The sequence below is a fragment of the Megasphaera massiliensis genome, from assembly GCF_000455225.1.
GTDB lineage: Bacteria > Bacillota > Negativicutes > Veillonellales > Megasphaeraceae > Megasphaera > Megasphaera massiliensis.
On record NZ_HF954537.1, the window covers coordinates 226,818 to 248,028 of the forward strand.

The 21,211-nt window shown below is 52.3% G+C and carries 15 protein-coding genes; all 15 read left to right on the forward strand.

The genetic code is table 11. The features are described 5' to 3' along the window. The first annotated feature begins 41 nt into the window (after window positions 1-41). The 15 genes from TX77_RS04475 (at window position 42) to TX77_RS04545 (ending at window position 21,069) form a co-directional block, all read left to right on the forward strand. A complete protein-coding gene (locus tag TX77_RS04475; protein WP_154651856.1) occupies window positions 42-2,072 on the forward strand; it encodes an Hsp70 family protein in 2,031 nt (676 codons plus the stop codon). 5 nt (window positions 2,073-2,077) lie between these two features. Continuing rightward, window positions 2,078-5,338 (forward strand): ATP-binding protein, encoded by a 3,261-nt coding sequence (locus TX77_RS04480; protein ID WP_049917290.1) that lies wholly within the window; start codon window positions 2,078-2,080, stop codon window positions 5,336-5,338. A gap of 25 nt (window positions 5,339-5,363) precedes the next feature. Next, a complete protein-coding gene (locus TX77_RS04485; RefSeq protein WP_044503627.1) occupies window positions 5,364-6,305 on the forward strand; it encodes a hypothetical protein in 942 nt (313 codons plus the stop codon). Window positions 6,306-6,309: 4 nt separating this feature from the next. Then, the gene (locus tag TX77_RS04490; RefSeq protein WP_044503628.1) at window positions 6,310-6,663 is read left to right on the forward strand and encodes a hypothetical protein; all 354 of its coding nucleotides are present in this window, start codon (window positions 6,310-6,312) and stop codon (window positions 6,661-6,663) included. Beyond that, a complete protein-coding gene (locus tag TX77_RS04495; RefSeq protein WP_044503629.1) occupies window positions 6,660-7,364 on the forward strand; it encodes a hypothetical protein in 705 nt (234 codons plus the stop codon). The genes TX77_RS04490 and TX77_RS04495 overlap by 4 nt, the downstream gene beginning before the upstream one ends. Window positions 7,365-7,542: 178 nt before the next feature. Continuing rightward, complete coding sequence (gene rpsO, locus TX77_RS04500) at window positions 7,543-7,824, forward strand: 30S ribosomal protein S15 (protein ID WP_044503630.1); 282 nt, start codon at window positions 7,543-7,545, stop codon at window positions 7,822-7,824. Between the two features lie 133 nt (window positions 7,825-7,957). After that, entirely contained in the window at window positions 7,958-10,114 is a 2,157-nt protein-coding gene (locus tag TX77_RS04505) for a polyribonucleotide nucleotidyltransferase (protein WP_044503631.1), read from the forward strand. Window positions 10,115-10,120: 6 nt separating this feature from the next. Beyond that, window positions 10,121-10,567: a dCTP deaminase/dUTPase family protein gene (locus tag TX77_RS04510; protein ID WP_044503632.1), complete on the forward strand. Its 447-nt coding sequence runs from the start codon at window positions 10,121-10,123 to the stop codon at window positions 10,565-10,567. 102 nt (window positions 10,568-10,669) lie between these two features. Then, a complete protein-coding gene (locus TX77_RS04515; RefSeq protein WP_044503633.1) occupies window positions 10,670-12,010 on the forward strand; it encodes an FAD-dependent oxidoreductase in 1,341 nt (446 codons plus the stop codon). Window positions 12,011-12,180: 170 nt separating this feature from the next. Then, entirely contained in the window at window positions 12,181-12,741 is a 561-nt protein-coding gene (locus TX77_RS04520; protein ID WP_044503634.1) for an NUDIX hydrolase, read from the forward strand. Window positions 12,742-12,754: 13 nt separating this feature from the next. Next, window positions 12,755-13,930: a phosphopentomutase gene (locus TX77_RS04525; RefSeq protein ID WP_044503636.1), complete on the forward strand. Its 1,176-nt coding sequence runs from the start codon at window positions 12,755-12,757 to the stop codon at window positions 13,928-13,930. 4 nt (window positions 13,931-13,934) lie between these two features. Further along, window positions 13,935-15,239, forward strand: coding sequence for a thymidine phosphorylase (locus tag TX77_RS04530; RefSeq protein ID WP_044503637.1), 1,305 nt, complete (start codon window positions 13,935-13,937; stop codon window positions 15,237-15,239). Window positions 15,240-15,308: 69 nt separating this feature from the next. Continuing rightward, entirely contained in the window at window positions 15,309-16,691 is a 1,383-nt protein-coding gene (gene rlmD / locus TX77_RS04535; protein ID WP_044503638.1) for a 23S rRNA (uracil(1939)-C(5))-methyltransferase RlmD, read from the forward strand. A gap of 583 nt (window positions 16,692-17,274) precedes the next feature. Then, window positions 17,275-18,681: a glucose/sorbosone family PQQ-dependent dehydrogenase gene (locus TX77_RS04540; protein ID WP_044503639.1), complete on the forward strand. Its 1,407-nt coding sequence runs from the start codon at window positions 17,275-17,277 to the stop codon at window positions 18,679-18,681. A gap of 1,377 nt (window positions 18,682-20,058) precedes the next feature. After that, a complete protein-coding gene (locus tag TX77_RS04545; RefSeq protein WP_044503640.1) occupies window positions 20,059-21,069 on the forward strand; it encodes a phage replisome organizer N-terminal domain-containing protein in 1,011 nt (336 codons plus the stop codon). Window positions 21,070-21,211: the final 142 nt, after the last annotated feature.

Genomic DNA, 21,211 nt, shown 5'->3' on the forward strand with positions numbered 1-21,211 from the left:
ATAAGGGGCACTGGGAACTCTTTGAAGCACCGGAAGCAGATATGACACCTATTATTCTGGCAGCGAATCAAGTCTGGACGGCCCGGCCGCCCCAGCTGGACGTCGTGGCCAACGGGACCTGTGCCATCGACTTCGGCACCAAGAGTTCCGTCGTCGTCTGCCGCGGTGAAGACGGAGCCCGTCTCCTGCGCATCGGGACCGGTGACTTTTCTAAGGCCGTCAAGGAGAAAGATTATGAAAACCCGACCGTCATCGAACTGCGCGATTTAGACAGCTTTATTACGGCCTATGGCCAGCGGATCGGCCGTCCCTTTACGAAGTGGGAAGATGTGACTGTCGCCCATCAGGCCGAACAGGCTCTGCTCCAGCAGGATGTGGACAGTTCCGTCTATTACGCCGTCTTCAGTGAACTCAAGCAGTGGGCCCATGAAAAAGATCGCCGTCTGCTTTTGAAAGACCGCAAGGGCAAGGTCTGGAAGCTCAAACCCTATTTGGAGCTCGATGACGACGACCTCGATCCCATTGAAATCTACGCCTATTACTTGGGCCTCTACATCAACAATATGCGCCACGGCATCTATTTAGACTACATCCTGTCCTTCCCGGTCAACTACGATTTGGCCGTTCGCACAAAATTGCTCAAAAGTTTTGAGCGGGGCTTGAAAAAGTCTCTGCCGCCGGCAATCTTAGCGGACGAGGAATGCATGGATTGGTTCTTAGTCTATGCCGGGGCCAGTGAACCTGCGGCTTACGCGGCGGCTGCGCTACAGGCGTACGGTCTGGAACCTGCTAAAAAGGAGGACATCACGGCTTACGGCGTCTTTGACTTTGGCGGCGGTACGACGGACTTTGACTTCGGAATCGAAAAGAAGGCCGCCAATCCGCGCCGTCATAAGTTCGAGATCCATCAATTCGGCCGCGGCGGCGATCCCTATTTGGGCGGCGAAAATATCCTCAACGTCCTGGCCTTTGAAGTATTCCGCACCAATTTAGGCACTATGCGGGAGAACGCCATTCCCATCGCCCTGCCTCACGGCTGCACGGCTCCGGCCGGAACGGAGACACTCATCCTGGCCGAAAGGGATGCGACGCAGATTTCCTTCATGAACCGCAAATGCCTGGCTGAAGCCATGCGTCCCATCTGGGAAGAACGGCCCGATGAAATCAAAGAGTGGCAAGACAAAGAATGGACAATTCTGTTGTTTACCGACGGCAGTAAAACGGGACGGAAAGACAAGAAAAACGATGCCGAAAAAGAGCAGAAGAAGCGAGAAGACAATCAAAACCGCGTTCCGGTTAAGCTCACCGTCGACATCGATGTCCTAAAAGGCGTTATTCGCAGCCTCGTTTCAAGGGGCGTGACCAACTTCTTTGAAGCCTGGAAGACGGCCTTTAAAAAGCAGACTGAAGAGCCGGATAAACTCCATATTTTATTGGCCGGCAATTCGTGCCGCTCGTCCATCGTCAAAGAACTCTTTGAAGAGCAGATCCAAAAAGAAGAAGAAGAAATTTCGGCCCATGCCGGCGGCAAAGACGCCAAAGGCATGCTGGTTCTCCACATGCCCTTAGGTTTTGATGACCAAGAAGGGGAAGGACAGACGGAGGAACTCGACCAGAAGCTGACCGGCAAGACCGGCGTTGCCTTCGGCCTCCTGCGTAGCCGTAAGGGTGGGAAGGACGTCAAAATCGTCAATGACAACGTCGATGACAGCGGCGAAGCCCTGTTCCCGTATTTCTTAGGCGATATCGACGTCGACGGCAACTTCTGCGTCCGCATCGGTCAGGGCGTGCCTTACCAATCGTGGGCTGAATTTTGCTATGCCGATGAAGAGTATTTTGAGATTTATTACACGGCAGAGCCTCAGGCCTTGGAAGGAAAACTGCCGCAAAAGGCCGTGAAATACGTTCGCTGCCGCATTGATCCAGCCGATGTGTCCGATGACGACGACTGCATGATTTTCCTGCGGAAAGTCTCGCCCGACGCCGTCGAATACGCTGTGGGCACGGGGGCTGAATTTAAAGATGCCGACTGCGTGGCACGGAAACATAAAATTCGTCAAACATTGAGGTGAACCCAATGAAATTAGGGGAAATAAGGGATGAGGCATCCCAGAATCAAGTTGAATCGGCGTTGACAGCGTCCCGACAGGCCATGGCTTTTTTGGAGCAAGGCGTTCCGGATACGGCCAGAGGCGGCGAGGTTCCGAAGGACTTGGGCCCGGCTTTGAGCCTTCCCAAGCTGTCCTTGTTCCGTCTGGATGAGATTACTTATGAAGAAAAGGCGCCCCGCCGGGAGGCCATGGAAAATGTCATCGGAACCTTCCGTCATATGAAGGGCATCCACTTCGTCTATTTAATTTTAGGTACGCCCGAAGGCGTTCGATTTTATCTCGGCGTCGCCGGTGACTTGTCCTGCCCGGACCCGACTTTTCAGAGCGTTACCGACGTGGGCAATGAGATCCTTCAGCCGGCCCTGCGCGGGAATTTCCGCGGCTGCCAATTGAAGCTGATCAGCGATAACGACGAGAAGCAGGACATCCTCGACGTCTTAGCCCAAAGCCCGTATGGCGGCATTCTCGAAGGGGTTCCGACCATCGATGAGAAGAGTGAAAACTTCCAAGGCGTCGAACGACTGGTCGACGTCATGTCGGGGCAGGAACGATTTGCCTTAGTCGTCTTGGCCCGACCCTATGAGGGAGGAGAAATAGAATCCGTGGCCCGTCAGCTTTCCGTCGTGGCCGATAAATTGAGCCCGCTGGCTCGCTGCCAGTGGCGCTATGACCGCAGCCATACGGATAATGAAAGCGAACAGGTCAACAAGACTTGGAACAAGGGCGTCAGCCGCGGTACGAGTGACCAGTCTTCGGTCAATCACAGCCGGGGACAGAGTGAGAGCGTCGACAGCCGCCGCGATGAGCTGAGCAATATCCAAGTCGGTACGATGGAATCGGGCAGTGAAACGACGCAGAAGACGGAGCATACCAGCCAGTCTTCCAATACCCATAAGGGCGGCAGCTCCGACACGACGACCGACGACGGCCGCGGTTCGGGGACGCAAAACATGAGTTCGAACGGCATGAGCCGGCAGAATAATGAAATGTATGCCAGCAGCATGACTGAAAGCAAGGGCCATCATACGACGACGAACGAGTCGGAAAGCCGGGGCGACATGACCCAGCGCAATGTGTCCCTGGCTTATGGTCGCAATACGGTACAGGGAACGATGCGGGGCCGGGTCCGCAATACCAGTCAATCGTACCAGATGGAATTGGAACAGAAGACGGCCGTCGATTGGCTGAAGTATATTGACGATGTCTTGATGCCCCGCGTCGATGACGGCCGCGGGAAGGGGCTCTTCCTGTCCTGCGCCTATTTGTGCAGCGATAAGCGGACGACCTTGTACCGCCTGGCCAATACGATCGGCTCCTTATACAGCGGTCCCAAGGGCAACCGCATGCCCTTGACCTTCCGCGAGTTTGGCGAAGAGGACGCTTTTTATCGGAACCGCTTGGAAAATTTACAGATTCCCTATCGACTTACGAATAATACGGGCAAGGCCTATTTGTACAGTGCTTTTTCTAAGGCCTGTGCCGGCGGACGATTGTACTGCGGCAATTGGCTGTCTGCCGATCAGCTCAGTATTTTGGCCGGCGTGCCGCAAAAAGAAGTCATCGGCCTGAAACTCCGCAAGGAAGTGGAATTCGGCCTCAATGCCGTCCAACATAAGCGCCCCGACGACAACCTGCCTTTAGGGAAACTGGTCCAATGCGGCAGCGTGCAGGAACGGATTCCGGTCATGCTGTCCCGGAAAAGCCTGAGCATGCACACCTTCATCACCGGCGTTACGGGCAGCGGCAAGACGACGACTTGTCAGAACATCCTCCTTCAAAGCGGCCTGCCTTTCTTAGTCGTCGAACCGGCTAAGACGGAATACCGGTTACTGCAGGTCGTCCATCCTGAACTGGACATTACTTTCTTTACGCCCGGCGCCCAGGATGTGGCTCCCTTTTTCTTGAATCCTTTTGAACTCTTTCCCGGCGAGTCGATTACGTCGCGAGCCGATATGATCAAGGCTACTTTTGAAGCGACCTTTGACATGCAGGCCGCCATCCCGCAACTCCTGGAAGCGGCGATTTACCGCATCTATGAAGATAAGGGGTGGAGTATCGGTACCAATCTATGGAAGGGGAAAGGTCCTGACGATGCGGACGGTCCCTTTGCCGACGGAGTCTATGCCTTTCCGACCTTGCAAGACTTTTACGATATCATGCCGACCATCATCCGCGAACAGGGCTTTGACGAACGGCTGTTTACGGAATACCTCGGTACGGTCCATGCTTATATTCAAGGCTTGTTGGTCGGCTCCAAGGGCATGATGTTCAACACGCCGCGGTCTATTGATTTCCGCGACCTCATCAAACGAAACGTCGTCATCGAGTTGGAAGAAATCAAGAACGCTTCGGAAAAATCCCTGATCATGGGCCTCATCATGACTAATCTGCTGCAGGCCGTCAAGGCCGCTCATTTTGAAGCCAGCCAAAAGAAGAAATCGTTCCAGCATATCACCTTGATTGAAGAAGCTCACCGCCTCCTGAGTCGCTATCAGCCCGGGGACAGTCAGAACAAGAAGCAGGGCGTCATGGTCTTTACAGATATGCTGGCCGAAGTTCGAAAGTACGGCGAATCGCTGATCATCGCCGATCAGATTCCCGACCAGATGACACCGGAAGTGCTCAAGAATACGAATACCAAGATCGTCCATAAAATCTTTGCCCAAGACGATAAGGATACGATCGGCAATACGATGGCCCTGGATCAGACTCAGAAAGCCTTTTTATCCAACTTGGTTACCGGCCGGGCCGTCGTCTTTTCTCAGGATTGGACCAAGGCCGTGCAAGTGCAGGTCGATAAACTGGCCGATACGACGGGCTATCAGGAAATACAGCCGAAGGCCATTCACGACATCGCTGTCGGCTACTATCAACGGCATTACCGCAAGGGAATCCTGCCGGGGCTGGAACAATTGCCGGAGGTTACAAAAACGGATGTAGAACATTATTTGGAATTGATGAAGAATGATGCCATTTTCAGCCTCCTTCAGGAAAATTCCCAATCGTCCTGGGACAAGATCGATGCCTTGAACGACGAAATACGGCGCGAAGGCCAAAAATGCGGGAAAGACATACTTTTGACGTATCTCTGCCATGTACTGCCGACGGATAAGCCATCGACAGCGTGGAAAATCGTGCTGGATGAGTGGGTTCAAGATGTCCTCGACGGAAAAGAGCTTGGTAAATATGAGGCCCTTGACCGCTTGGACTTGATCGACTGGATTTGATAGCTTGTAAGAAAGGGTGAGGTGTATGGGATTTTTTAGCTCTCTTGTCGGAGGAATCGGAAGGGCCTTTACCGGTGCCGTCCGAGCCATCGGAAGCTGTGTCAGCGGTGCTCTCAAGACAGCCGGCAGGGCCTTGGCTCATGTAGCCGGGGCTATTGGCGGGAATTTAGGAAAAATATTCGGCGCAGCTGTTCGCGTCATTGGAGCGGTGGCATCTATCGCTATCGGTCCCTTAGGTCCTGTGTTAGGGCCCATTGTAGCGCAAATCATCATTGAAGCTGCGGCTAAGGTCATCGCCAAGATTGCCAAATCACTGGGCATCATTAGCGAAGACGATAAGGTAGAAGAAATCGGCTATCGGCTGGAAGAGGCTTGTGCCATCGACGAACAGGGGCAGTTGAAGCATCCCGATTGGAAACGGCTGGAAGATTTTGACAATCTCCATGACTATTATGCCTATCTCAAAGTGATGATTCCCGATGAAGCCATCGACTATGGCAAACTGAAAGAGAATCGTCTTCGCTATCTGACGGTCGGGACGGCAGGGCTCACCGAAGGCTGGGGCAAAGTCGCCGGCATCGAGATTCCGTCAGACTTCATCGTCACCATCGGCAGGGCCAATATGACGCAAGGCGAAGTGCAGGCCGTGGTCAATGCCTTTAAGGCACTGGGATTTACGTCGGTTCGTTTCGATGACTTCTTGAAGGCTCAGGGAATGAGCCTCGATAAAATCAATCAACTGCGCGATGCCGTCATTGCGGCCTATCAGGAAATCTATCCCGATAAGACCGGAGACGACGTCCGTATGCGCATCCACGAATGGCGTCAGGCTCTCCGTGACGATCAGGCCGTCTACGAAACGTATAAGGACCGGGTTGATTCGGTTATGGACCAGGCTGACCGGGGCGTCGCTGTCGAAGATATTGATTTTCAGTCGGACTCGGCTTATACTGGGAATACGAGGTAATATTATGGCCCATAATCTGCAAGAAGCAATCGAAATGGCACGGATGAAGGTCGATAAAAAAGGTATCGAAATCGGTAGGGAATATGAGGCCTTTCGGCAAAGGATGGTTCAAAAACAAAACCGCCCGCTGCCCAAGACCTTGAATCGCCGGCCCCTTTCGGAGCCGATGAGGCGGCAGACGGAGCCTTGGAAGATGGCCATGGACGGTCAAAAGGCTCACTTTGAGTCCGAAGAAAAAAGAACCGAGGCGGATTTTGCCGCGGCAGAGAAGAAAATTCATAAAACGAAGGCACGGCTTGACCGACAGTTTGAGGCTTGGCAGTCGGCTGTGAAACAAGAAGGGAAACAGATATTATGAAACGATTCATATTCATCATGACAGGGAACAACATTGAAATGGGCGCACTGGTCTATGACGAGGCTGCTAATCGGATTTCCATCGATTGGCACCGGCATCAAGATGAATATGGCTACGATGTCCGGTCTGCGAAGGACCTCGACGGGTTTTGGCAGTGGTTCCAGCAGGAAAGCGGAGTCACCCGGGACGATACGCTGGCCGTGATGGTCCTTTGCGAAGACCCGATTGCCGTTAGGGAAATCCGCAAGGCCCTTCACTCTCGCTTGGATACTGCTTATGATCTGGCCGTCGGGGCCGATAACTGCTGGGATGCCCGCGATTGGAAAGATGTTTTGGCCGACCATTTACGACAAGACGACCTTACTTATGATGAACAACAGCAGGTCTTCCAATCCGGGAATCGGCAGTGGTTTGCTACGGGTCTGTCAGGACTGGCCGCCGATGTGGCCTTGCGGGAATCGCCGTCCTTCGTCGAAAGTGACGATGATGATGCCGTCAATCCGGAAGAAGGTGCGTCCGAACCCCGGGTATTTTTACGGCCGGACGAACCGGAACGGGCAGACGTCGAACGCGACGCTTCGGAATCTGCCGGACTTGGTGACGATTCCGACGCAGGGGACGACCTCGGCAAATGCACCGGGGCCGACATCAAGAGCTACCTCACGGATGCAACCAAGGACCACTGCGACACCGTCCGCTGAGGTCGTCGTCTTTGTAAGGGGACGGTCTTGACTTGAGGGACATTTTCACGATTTATGTAGGAAATTCTTTACACAACTGGCAGGGTATAGTATAATATCTATGTCGTACGGGTGCTCGGTGTCTCGATGACTCCGACGATCACTTAGCACTTTGCGAATAAGTTTTAATTTTTTACACATGGAGGAAAGATACAATGTTAAGCGTAGAAGAAAAAAAGCAATCGTAGCTGAATTTGGTGCCAATGAAAACGATACGGGTTCTCCGGAAGTACAGATCGCGCTGCTCACCAACCGCATCACCTATTTGACGGAACATCTCCGCAGCCACAAGAAGGACCATGCGTCCCGCCGCGGCTTGTTGAAACTCGTCGGCCAGCGCCGTAATTTGCTCGGTTACTTGCAGAAACACGACCTCGATCGGTATCGTGCAATTCTCGAAAAATTGAACTTGCGTAAATAATTTCGCATACTGTAGGGCTGATGTGACTGCATCGGCCCTTTTTTCAGAACACAGGTTGGTAGGTTGTAGTTTGGGCGAATCGCCGATTTTTCCAAACTAGTGCCTATCACCTGTAAGATTCAAGGAGGTAACAATGGAAGAACAGAAATTCCAAATGGATTTCGCCGGCCGTCCGCTGGTGATTGAAGTCGGCAAATTGGCGAAGCAAGCCAGCGGTGCCGCACTGGTACGGTATGGTGACACCGCCGTTTTCGTAACGGCAACGGGGTCGAAGGAAGCCCGTGAAGATGCAGACTTTTTCCCGCTCACTGTCGATTACGAAGAAAAGATGTACTCTGTCGGCAAAATCCCCGGCGGCTTTATTAAACGAGAAGGCAAACCGCCCGAATCGGCAACCCTTTTTGCCCGTCTCATCGACCGCCCGATCCGTCCGCTCTTCCCGAAAACGTATCGTCATGACGTTCACGTCGTGGCTTATGATTTCTGCGTAGATCACGACAATGCCCCGGAAATCGCCGCCATGATCGGCGCCTCTGTTTCCCTGTGCATGTCTCATATTCCCTTTGCCGGCCCGATCGCCGGTGTCCGCGTCGGCCGCGTAGACGGTGAATTCGTCATCAACCCGACAGTCGCTCAGAGCGAAGCGAGCGATATGGATATCGTCGTTGCCGGTACGAAAGACGCCATCCTCATGGTTGAAGGCGGCGCTAAAGAAGTTCCGGAAGAACAGATCCTCGATGCCATCATGGTCGCCCATGAAGAAATCAAGAAAGTCGTCGAATTCCAGCTTTCCTTCCTGGACAGCATTTCCGTTCCCAAACAGGAATTCGTCGAAAAAGAACCGCCGGCTGACATCGTCGAAGCCGTTCATGCTTACGGCGAAGAAGCCATGAAGACGGCTATCTTCACGGCCGATAAGATCGAACGCGAAGAAAAGATGAACGCTGTCGAAGCCGACATCTATGAACACTTTGCCGACATCTACCCTGATAATGGCGACGACGTAGCCGACATTACTCAGAAGATGATTAAGGAAATCGTCCGCCACATGATCGCCGTCGACAAGATTCGTCCTGACGGCCGCCGCGTCGACGAAGTCCGTCCGGTCAGCTGTGAAGTCGGTCTCTTTGCCCGCACCCACGGCACAGGCCTCTTTACCCGCGGCCAGACGCAGATCATGAGCTTCTGCACCCTGGCTCCCTTGTCGGAAAGTCAGCACATCGACGGCGTCGGCCTGGAAACGGACCGCCGCTACATGCACCACTATAATTTCCCGTCCTTCTGCGTCGGCGAAACGAAGTCGTCCCGCGGTCCCGGCCGTCGTGAAATCGGTCACGGCAAATTGGCTGAACGGGCCCTGACGCAGGTCATGCCGAGCGAAGAAGAATTCCCGTACGCTATCCGCGTCGTATCGGAAGTCCTGGAATCGAACGGTTCGAGCTCCATGGGCAGCGTTTGCGGCAGCACCCTGTCCCTGATGGATGCCGGTGTTCCTATTAAGGCTCCTGTAGCCGGCGTCGCCATGGGCCTCGTCACCAAGGGCGAAGACTTCACCATCCTCACCGACATCCAGGGCATGGAAGATGCTCTGGGCGATATGGACTTTAAAGTCGCCGGTACGATGAAAGGCGTTACGGCCATTCAGATGGATATCAAGATCAAAGGCCTCAGCCGTGAAATCCTCGACCAGGCTTTGAAACAGGCTCACGAAGGCCGTCTCCACATCATGAGCAAGATGCTCCAGGCCATCGACGAACCGCGGAAAGAGCTGTCTCCCTACGCTCCGCGCATCATTTCCATGCACATCAACCCCGATAAGATCCGCGACGTCATCGGGCCGGGCGGCAAGATGATCAAGCAGATCACCGAAGAAACGGGCGCTAAAATCGACATCGACGATTCGGGCCTGGTCTACATCGCAGCCGTCGACGGCGAAAGCGGTGACAAAGCCAAGGCTTGGATCGAAAAATTGACGGAAGACGTAGAAGTCGGCAAGACCTACGTCGGTAAAGTCACTCGCCTCATGAACTTCGGCGCCTTCGTCGAAGTCCTGCCCGGGAAAGAAGGCTTGGTCCACATTTCTCAGCTGGCCATGGAACGCGTTGAAAAAGTCGAAGACGTAGTCAACGTCGGCGATGAAATCATGGTCAAATGCGTCGAAATCGACAGCCAGGGCCGGGTCAACCTGTCCCGCAAAGCCCTCCTCGGCGGCGGTGATGAAGCTCCGTCCCACAGAAGTCGCGGTCCCCGCGGCGGTCATAGCGGCAATCGCGACCGCCAGAAACGGTAGGCCACTATGACGGGCAGAGGTTTTGAAATCGTCACGGCCTACAAAGACCGTGACATCCATATTCCCATTCGTAAGACGGCTAAGAGTGCCGGCTACGATTTGGAAGCCGCTGAAACGACGGTGTTGGCGCCTCATGCCGTGACCGTCGTCCCGACGGGCCTCAAGGCTTTCATGGAAGGCGATGAATACTTGTCTATTTTCATCCGCTCCAGCCTGGCCTTTAAAAAGGGCCTCATGCTGGCCAACAGCACGGGCATCGTCGACAGCGACTACTATAATAACGAAGACAATGAAGGCCATATTATGATTGCCTACTACAATACGAACGATGTGGCCTATACGATTGAAAAAGGCGACCGCATCGGCCAGGGCATTTTCATGAAGTACCTGACCGTAAACGATGATGCTGCCGGCGGCCTGCGCACGGGCGGCATCGGCAGCACCGGCGTCTAAAAGCTTTTTCAAGGAAACAACGGCCGGCAGGGGAAACCTTGCCGGACTGCTGTCATAAATGGATACCAACGATTATATATTTTTAATTAAGGAGGCTTAATTATGAAAATGTATGATGTCATCGTAATTGGTTTCGGGAAAGCCGGTAAAACCTTAGCCGGCCAATTAGGCAAACAGGGCAAGAAAGTTGCCTTGATCGAAAAAGACAACGGCATGTATGGCGGTACCTGCATCAACGTCGGCTGCATTCCGTCCAAACGCCTCATTACCGAAGCGGCAACGGCTCCGACGTCTGATTTCGCCGCGAAAGCTGCGTATTATAAAAAAGCCGTCGAAGGCAAACGCGAATTGACGGGCGCCTTGAACAAGGCTAACTACAATAAACTGATCCAGGCCGGCGTCGAAGTCATCGACGGCATGGCATCCTTCGTCGATGCAACGCACGTCGAAGTCAAGACGAAAGACGGCGTCCTCCAGCTCGAAGGCAAGCAGTTCGTCATCAACACCGGCGCTACGTCGGTCATCCCGGGCATTCCCGGTGTCAAAGACAGCGACAAGGTTTACACTTCGGAATCGATGATGGATTTGGATGAACTTCCGGAAAAACTGACCATCGTCGGCGGCGGCTACATCGGCTTGGAATTTGCAGCCATGTATGCCAACTTCGGCAGCAAGGTCACCGTCGTTCAGGATATCGACGTCTTCCTGCCTCGTGAAGACAAGGATATTGCCGACAACATCCGCTCCGTCCTGGAAGCGAAAGGCATTGAAATCGTAACCGGTGCCAAGACGACGAAAATCGAAGGGGCAACCCTTTACTACACCGTCGGCGATACGGATACGGTCTTAGAAGGCGACGCCATCTTGATGGCTACCGGCCGCCGTCCCAACACGGATGGCCTCGAAGCTCAGAAAGCCGGCATTGCCCTCTCGGACAGAGGCGCTGTCGTAACGGACGAACACCTGCGCACCAATGTTCCCAACATCTGGGCTGCCGGCGACGTCTGCGGCAATCTCCAGTTCACCTACATTTCCCTCGACGACAGCCGTATCATCATGTCTGACATGAGCGGCAAAGGCGACCGGACGACACAGAACCGCGGTGCCTTCTCGTACTCGGTCTTCATCGATCCGCCCTTCTCGCGGGTCGGCCTCAGCGAAAGCGAAGCCAAGGCCAAGAACATCGAATACCGTGTCATGAATCTGCCGGCTGCGGCCATTCCGAAGGCCAAAGTCCTGCGCAAACCGGAAGGCGTCCTCAAGGCCTTGGTCGGTGCCGACGATCAGATTCTCGGCGTTCAGCTCTTCTGCGCCGAATCCCATGAGATGATTAACCTCGTCAAGATGGCTATGGATAACAACTTGAAATACCAGGTCCTGCGCGACTTCATCTACACCCATCCGACGATGTCGGAAAGCTTGAACGATCTGTTCGCTTTCTAAATTTGTAACATAACCACACTGTGACAGCGGCAGCCCCCGGACCCTCCGGAGACGCCGAGCCGCTTTGCATATAAGGATACAGCCTGCGGCTTGCTGTCGGCGTTGGAATAAAAAGCTTCTCGGGTTCGCAGCAGCGGAGTTCGGGAAGCTTTTTTTGAAAGGATGATACTATGAGTATTAGTAAGGAAACCCTCGTTTCCCGTAAAGAAATTATGAAAGGACGGGTGCTCCACGTAACGGTCGACACCGTATCCATTGATGACGGTCAGGGTGGGGAAAAGAAGACGGCCACCCGTGAAGCCGTCTGGCATTTCGGCGCCTGCGCCATCCTGCCGTTGACCGATGACGGCAAGATTATCCTCGTCCGTCAGTACCGCTATGCAGCAGCTGTCGCTATGTTGGAAGTACCGGCCGGGAAAATCGAACACGACGGCGAATCGCCGGACTACTGCGCTGCCCGGGAACTCGAAGAAGAAGCGGGCGTAACGGCCAAAGAAATCCTGCCTATGGGCTATGTCTATACGTCGCCCGGTTTCTGCAACGAACGGATTTACCTCTATTTGGCCAGAGGTCTTGAAAAGGGCAAGCAGCACCTCGACGACGACGAATTCATGAACGTCGAATACTATACGCCCCAGGAAGTGGAAGCCCTCATCGATAAGAACGAAATCACCGATGCCAAGACCATTGCCGCTTTTGCCAAGGCTCGTAAATATCTGCCGGGATTATAGGAAGGGGGAGCACATGAAATTCAATCGCATCATCGTCATCGTTACCGACAGCGTCGGCGCCGGCGGAGCCCCCGATGCCGAACGCTTCGGCGATAAAGGGGCCGATACCTACGGCCACATCGACGCCAAGGTCCCCTTGAACCTGCCTAATCTGCGCCGCATGGGCCTCGGGAAGGTTGCCAACATTCATCATCATGAAGATACGGACGTCGTCGGCTCCTACGGCCTCATGGAAGAAATCTCCATGGGCAAGGATACGACCAGCGGCCACTGGGAATTTATGGGAAACCCCGTCGAAAATCCCTTCCCGACCTTTGAACACGCCTTTCCTCAGGATCTCCTCGACGCCTTTACGGAAAAGACGGGCTGCGGCTATATCGGCAATGAAATCGCTTCGGGAACGGAAATCATCAATCGCCTCGGCGCCGAACACTTCAAGACCGGTAAGCCCATCGTCTATACGTCGGCCGACAGCGTTTTCCAAATCGCTGCTCACAACGACGTCATTCCCTTAGAAGAATTGTACCGCATCTGCGACATTACGCGCCGTGAAGTCTGCGTCGGCCCTTATGAAGTGGGCCGCATCATCGCTCGTCCTTTCGTAGGGGAACAGGGGAACTTTGTCCGTACCGGCGACCGCCGCGACTACAGCCGTCTGCCCAAGCGGAAGATGGTATTTTCCTACTTATCGGAAGCAGGCTACGCCGTCGTCGGTGTCGGTAAAATCGGCGACATCTACGCCCATATCGGTCTCACCGAGTCGTATCACACGGCCAATAACCACGAAGACATGGTGGTCCTGCGGGAACAATTAGCCGCCCATCGCAAGGATCAGGGCCTGCTCATGGCTAACTTCGTCGACTTCGACAGCATGTACGGCCACCGCCGCGACGTCAAAGGCTACGCCGAATGCTTGGAAAACTTCGATAAAGACTTAGGTCCCCTCATGGAAGAAATTCAGGATGACGAACTCTTAGTAATCACGGCCGATCACGGCAACGACCCGACCTGGCACGGCACGGATCATACCCGCGAACGGGTGCCGGTCCTGGTCTACAGCCCGGGCCTTAAGGATTCCGCCAATCTCGGCATTCGCAAGACCTATGCCGATTTGGGGATGACCATTATGGATAATTTCGGCCTCACAGGCCTTCAATTCGGAACCAGCTTTTTAACAGAACTGAGGTGATCCTATGTGGCCTATGGACTGCATCGCCCATAAACGAGACGGCCAGGTATTAACGGCTGACGAAATCCGCCGCTTCATTGCCGACTACACGGCCGGCCGCATTGCCGACTACCAAGCGGCAGCTTGGCTGATGGCCATTTATCTTCAAGGCATGACTGACGAAGAAACGACGGAATTGACCCTGGCTATGGCAAAATCCGGCGACATCGTCGACTTATCGTCCATTCCGGGAATCAAAGTCGATAAACACAGCACCGGCGGCATTGCCGATACGACGACCCTTATCGTCGCGCCTTTGGTGGCTGCCGCCGGCGTACCCGTCGCCAAGATGAGCGGCCGGGGATTGGGCTTTACGGGCGGTACGGCAGATAAACTGGAATCGATTCCCGGTTTTCACGTCGTTCTGCCGGAAGAAAAGTTTTTAGACCAAGTGCGCCGCGTCGGCATTTCCCTCATTACCCAGTCCGGTGAAATCGCAGCGGCTGATAAATTGCTATATGCCCTGCGCGATGCGACGGCAACCGTCGAAAGCATCCCCCTCATTGCCAGCTCCATCATGAGCAAGAAAATCGCCTCCGGCGCCGATGCCATTGTCCTCGACGTCAAATACGGCGACGGGGCTTTCATGAAGACCAAAGAACGGGCCCAGGAACTGGCCAAGATCATGGTCAGCATCGGCCGCCTGGCCGGTCGTCCGACGCGGGCTGTCATTACGTCCATGTCAGCTCCCTTGGGGACGGCTATCGGAAATTCGCTTGAAGTTGACGAAGCCGTCGAAGCCTTGTCCGGGAAAGGGGGCCGGCGTCTCATGGAAGTCGTCGAAGCCCTGGGCGCTCAGATGCTCATCGTCGGCCAAAAGGCAGCCGATGAAGCACAGGGACGGGCCATGATCCGCGAATTGATTGCTTCCGGAAAGGGCCTGTCTAAGTTTAAAGAATGCATCAAGGCCCAAGGGGGCAGCACGTCGTGGATCGGCAAGCACCCGCTTACTAAGGCCGAACAGGTCTTTACGGCGGTCAGTACCGACGGCGGCTATATCACCCGCATCGACGGGAGGGCTCTCGGCGAAATCGCCATGGAAATGGGCGCCGGTCGGGCCCGAAAAGAAGACGCCATCGAGCCCATGGTCGGCATTCGCCTCTTTAAAGAACTCTACGATCCGATACGGCCCGGCGAAGCCTTATTCACCCTCTACGGAAAGAAAGGCGACGATATGATGGCCCTCGCTCAGCGTGCTGCCGACCATATCATCGTAACCGATGAACAGGCTGCCGTTCAGGAACCTGTCGTCAGTGACATCATCTTATAAAAGGCAGAGAAATGCCTTGTACCGTTTTTGAAAGAAGCGGGCAAGGCCCTTTGCCAAGAAAGGAAACTCATGAAAGAAACACGGCAAATCCCTGTGCAAAAGGGGAAAACCTATGAATTGTCCATTGCCGGCCTGGGAACGAGCGGTGAAGGCATTGGCCGCTATGAAGGTTTTACGGTCTTCGTGCCCTATGCCCTGCCCGGTGAAACGGTACGGGCTCGGGTGACGATGGTCAAGAAAACCTACGCTTCGGCGGCCTTAGAACAGATCCTGACGCCGTCGCCGGATCGGGAAAAGCCGCCCTGTCCGGTCTATGAACGCTGCGGCGGCTGTCAGCTTCAACACCTGAGCTATGAAGGCGAACTGAAAGAAAAACGCCAGCAGGTAAAAGATGCCATGGAACGCATCGGTCACCTGCAAGGCGTCGACGTCCTGCCTGTTCTCGGCGCTAAGACGCCGTGGAATTACCGCAATAAGATGCAGTTTCCCGTAGCCGCTGCCGGCAAGCGAAACGTCGCTATCGGCTGTTTTGCAGCCTCGACACATGAAGTCATCGACGTTGAAAACTGTGCCATTCAAAAAGAAGGCAATAACGTCATCGCCGCCGTCGTCCGCCAATGGATGAAAGATTTCAAGATTCCGGCCTACGACGAAGACGCACGGACGGGCATCGTCCGCCACATCATGGGCCGCGTCGGCGTCCACACGGGAGAAGTCATGGTATGCCTGGTAACGGCTTCCGACATGGTCCCGCACATGAAAGACCTCGTCCAATACCTGCGCCGTGACGTGCCGGGCCTTAAGAGCGTCGTCCAAAACGTCAACAAACGCCATACCAACGTCATCTTAGGAAATAAGACCAAGACCATTTACGGCAGCGGCACCATTCACGATTCCATCGGCTCTTTGACCTTCCATATCTCGGCCCAGTCCTTCTTCCAGGTCAATAGCGAACAGGCCCAGCGCCTCTACGAAACGGCCCTCGACTTTGCCGATTTGAAAGGCGGGGAAATCGTCGCCGACGTCTACTGCGGCACGGGGACGATCACCCTGTTCTTAGCCCAGAAGGCCAAACAAGTCTACGGTATCGAAATCGTCGACTCTGCCATCCGTGATGCCGTCCGCAACGCCAAGGACAACAAAATCGGCAACGCCCAATTCATCCTGGGCGACGCCATCTATAAATTGCCCGAACTCATCCGTAACGGCGTCCGGCCCGACGTCATCGTCTTGGACCCGCCCCGCGCCGGCTGCGGCGAACCGGTCTTAAAAGCCATCGCCAACAGCAAACCAAAGCGCGTCGTCTACGTCTCGTGTAACCCGGCGACATTGGCTCGCGACCTGGCTTACCTAAACAATCACGGCTACCATACACAAAAAGTACAGCCCGTCGACATGTTCCCACGGACTCACCATGTTGAAGCCGTGGCGCTCATTACAAGGGAAAAGTAAGGATCGAGTGATTGAGCCTCATTCGGAATTTGAAAAGGGGAGAGCATCAGAAAAAATGGGCTTTCATACGGTTGAATCCGTTGAAAACACCGAATGGAGTACAAAGGGAACTCCCGTCATGGAAGCCAAAATGGAAATGGATTTGTGAGTACATAAGCGGATACATCCCAGTTTTATGTCATGAAGCGAGGCTCTCAGTCACTATTGTGAAATAGATGATTGAGAGCCTTTTTATATGCAAAATTTTATAAATTCTGCAAGGGGTTAATGTAACATGGTTGTGGGGAAATTTTAACGTAATCCTCTGGAAATTATCCCTCTCTGAGGTAGTGGATGAAGGCGAGCTGGCGACTTTGCATAAGTATTTAAGCCAAATAATTGCCTCGCAGATAGTTTTTTAGTATAATCAGTAATATGATAACGGATTGATTATAATACTGAATTGCAAAATAATAACCATCCAGCAGTATATAATGTACCCGAAGATGTGAATTGGGGGCTGTTTGGAATGTAGATACCTCTGGTCGTATATAGCCGATTAGAGATACTAAGTATACAAATTTCATTTGAAAGGAGATTCGTTATGAAAAAATTAGCAGCAGCAGTACTTTGCAGCCTTGCCATTACCGCGGCAGCAGGTTTTAATGTGGCTGAGGCAGCTCATGGAGACAAGGTAAATATTGCCGAGCCCTTCAAGGCTACTGTCCTTGTCGATGGCCTTGGTTCTCCCTGGGAAGTCCTTTGGGGACCGGACGATTCGTTGTGGGTAACAGAACGTCAGTCGAAATCGATTTCTAAGGTTGACCCGAAAACGGGTAAGCATACGGTGCTGTATACCTTCAAAAATGCCGTTGCAGCGCCGCCTCATCAGGGGGTTCTGGGGCTGGCATTAGATCCGCAGTTCCTGAAGGGTAATAACTACGTCTACACGGCCTATACCTATGAAGTCAATGGTGAAAAGCATGCCCGCATTGTCCGCATGACCTATGATCCTAAGACCGAGACCCTCCGTGATGAAACGGCGATCCTCGACAATCTGCCGGCCAGCGTGGACCATAACTCCGGTCGTCTCCGTTTTGGACCGGACGGCAAACTGTACTATACCATCGGTGACCAAGGTTATAATCAGGGATCTCACGTAGACAAGGAAATCCAGGCGCAGATGCTTCCGACGGCAGCGCAGGTAGCCGCTAAAGATTACAGCCTCTATCCGGGCAAAGTGTTGCGCCTCAATAAAGACGGTTCCATTCCCGATGACAACCCCGTATTAAACGGTGTCCGCAGTCATGTATATGCCTATGGATTCCGCAATTCCCAAGGCCTCGCCTTTGTTGGCGATAAACTCTTTGCGACCGAGCATGGCCCGTCTACGGATGATGAGCTGAACCTCATCGAAAAAGGCGGCAACTATGGCTGGCCTTATGTGGCAGGCTATCGGGATAATGAATCCTATGTCTATGCCAACTATTCCAAGGCTCCCAAAGAATTACAGGCAAAATTCGATCCCAACAACATCCCCGCAGGCGTTCCCACTCAGAAGGAAACAGACTTTGATGCTCCGAATCTCAAAGATCCGCTCAAATCCTTTAACGTCGTCCGCAATGGATATAATTTTGCCGATGACACCTATGCACCGCTTTACTATATAGGCTGGCCGACCATCGCGCCTTCCAGCGTGGCCTACTATCCGGACAACGGGAAAATTAAAGAATGGCGCAATTCCCTGCTCATTACGACCCTTAAGAGCGGCGCCATCTATCGGGTGAAACTCGACGGCAAGAAAGAACAGGTTCAGGGCGATGTAGAAAAAATGTTCAAGACCAATAACCGTTACCGCAATGTCCTCGTAAGTCCGGATACGACAAAGATCTACGTGGCCACGGATAACGGAGGCAATGCGATGGGTAAAGACGGCAAGCCCATTACCGAAATGGAAAATAAGGGAGCCATCATCGTCATCGAATACACGGGAGATAAGAAGGACAAATAAAGAGACGAACTCCCGGCAGGAATTTTATGTTTGGTCTCTCGTCAAAAATAAGGCATACATGAATCTATGAGAAAATGGCTCATCGTCATAACGACGGTGGGCCTTTTTCTGTATTGTTTTCTGATGGGAACTGTCACATATTTTTTGTAATGCCTGAATCTCGACGTACGTAACACCAGTCAAGAGATTTATCCACATCAAATCCGTAGTGGTGATTCATACCCCTGTACGATTCTTAACGATTCGGGTACAAGAAATATCAAAGCTTTGAAAAAGAGAGTGTATGAGAAAAGCCGGTACAGGCATCTGTCTAGGATGTTTTGTATCGGCTTTTTGTTGTATTCAGATCGATAAAGATGAACTTACTCAAGTCTTTCTGTTTTTTATATGGAAAGAATAAGGGCGTAATAAGGTGATTTGCCAATCGGATGCAATGCTCTTAAATGGCCTTATACTGCGATGTAAGGACGTTTTGTTGTTCTCTTTTTCGACGAGGTGTAACGCGTTACAGAAAGAGAAGATAAGAAGAGATAAGAAAAGAAGGGAGATAAGATATAGAAAAGACAAGATACAAGAAAAGATATGAGACAAGATATGAGACAAGATGAAAGGGCGATGAGAACGCATAAGGGAAACATGATATTTTTTTAATTTTATAAATTTTTGCACCCCTGATTTTGAGTCAGGCAGGGGAGAAAATCGGGTAAGATCTTTCCCTTATTTGATTTGATGAGGTTAGCTTATTTTTTGCCAAAAACGTATATTCAGGATGGACGAATGTATTAATTTGCGAAGTTTTAAAAGTTCAGAAAAGTTTAAGTATTTGTACATTAAAAGTGTCTTTCGGAATGTATGGATAAAAAAATAGATATAATCGATGGAAATAAGAAAAAATACGAAAATAAAAATGAGAAAATGGTGACTTTTTGGAAAAAGTTTGAAAAAAACTTTAGACGATTGGCATTTTTTTTGTATTAGTATAGTAGAGGGGTAATTTCAAATGGCCTGTCTAAGGTGATACAGGATGTGCCGGAAATGAAAGGGTACGATGACAGAAAACGAAAGTTTGGAACGGGGGACGGTCTTGCCGGATTTTTTGGCTGAAACTGTGTGTGTAGAATGGACGAATGTATTAATTTGTAAATTTCTAAAAGTTCAGAAAACTTTAGGTGTTTCGTAGAAAACTCCTTATAGTCAAGAATAAATTCATGGGAAAACAATCTCTATTTTTGAAAATTCATGTATTTTCGAGAAAAGATAAAATGAAAATTGGCATTTTGGCGAAAAATTGTGCCGCATTTCGATTTATTTTTCTCTTATAAGAGTAGAGGGGTAATTTCGAAGGACAATCCCTAAAACGAAAATGAGGTGTTGGCAATGAACAAGTTACAATGGCTGAAAACGAAAGTAGGACTTTTTTTAGATCCCCGTATTCTTTATTTGATGAATCTTCCCAACGGCGATTCGTACATCGTCCTTTGGTTCTTCTTAAAGGATATGGCAGGTATGGTCAATGACGAAGGTAAGATTTACGTCTCCGAGACCGAGCCCCTTACGACGCAGCTCATTGCTAAGAGCCTGCACCGCCGCCAGCCCTTTATTGAAAACGGACTGCGGGCACTCGAACAAGTCGACCTCATCGAACGCGACGAAAAGGGTATGATCCGCATCGTCATCTGGGATGAGCTGCAAAGCTTTCATCGCGATGAGAGGCGACGGGAGCAGACCTCTGAACGCGTTCGCCGCTACCGGGAGAGGCAGCGCCTGGCTCAAGAGGAAGAAACTCAACCGGAAGGTCTTCCGGAAGAAAGCCCTCTCATCGAACCTTTCGGTGAAGACCATCCGGATACTCCGGAAGAAGAACCGGTTGTCCTGCCCATCGATGAGCTCGTCGAAGAAGCTGTCGTAGCCGAAAAGGCGGGTGACATGCCGCTGGAAGCGCTTTCTGCTACGGATGAAGGGGAAGAGACTCAAAGGGAACCGGAAAGCCTTACATGTGAAGCTGTGACGACACCCAAGGCCGTGACGGGCTACGCCTCGGTCCGGACGTATCATAACCTCTTTGGGCCCATGCAGGGCGATTTTGCTCATCGATTGATCACCTTGGAAAACATGTGGGGTAGCGAAGCCACTTGTACGGCCATTGAGATGGCTCACGAAAACGAGGTCAATAATATAAACTACATTGCCGCTATTCTAAAAAACAGCAACGGACGACCCATGCGCGGCAAACGAAAGGAAGATAAGTACCATGGCTATCCGACCTTTGAGGCCTACGTTGAAGGTGTGCTGCGGGGCGAACCGGAATACAAACCCCATCTTCAGCGAGACGGTGAAAGAAAATCGGGACTGCGGCATATCAGCGACATCGGGAAAGGCCTTCTCTAGGCGAATCATGAAAGGCGGTGCTTTTTCGGATTATGACGGACTTTTCGCATCTGTATGTCATTTTTGAAGGATGAATATGGCAGGGATTCCCTATTATCCGGGGCATATTCCATGACGGATGATGACCTAAACCAGAGAGACC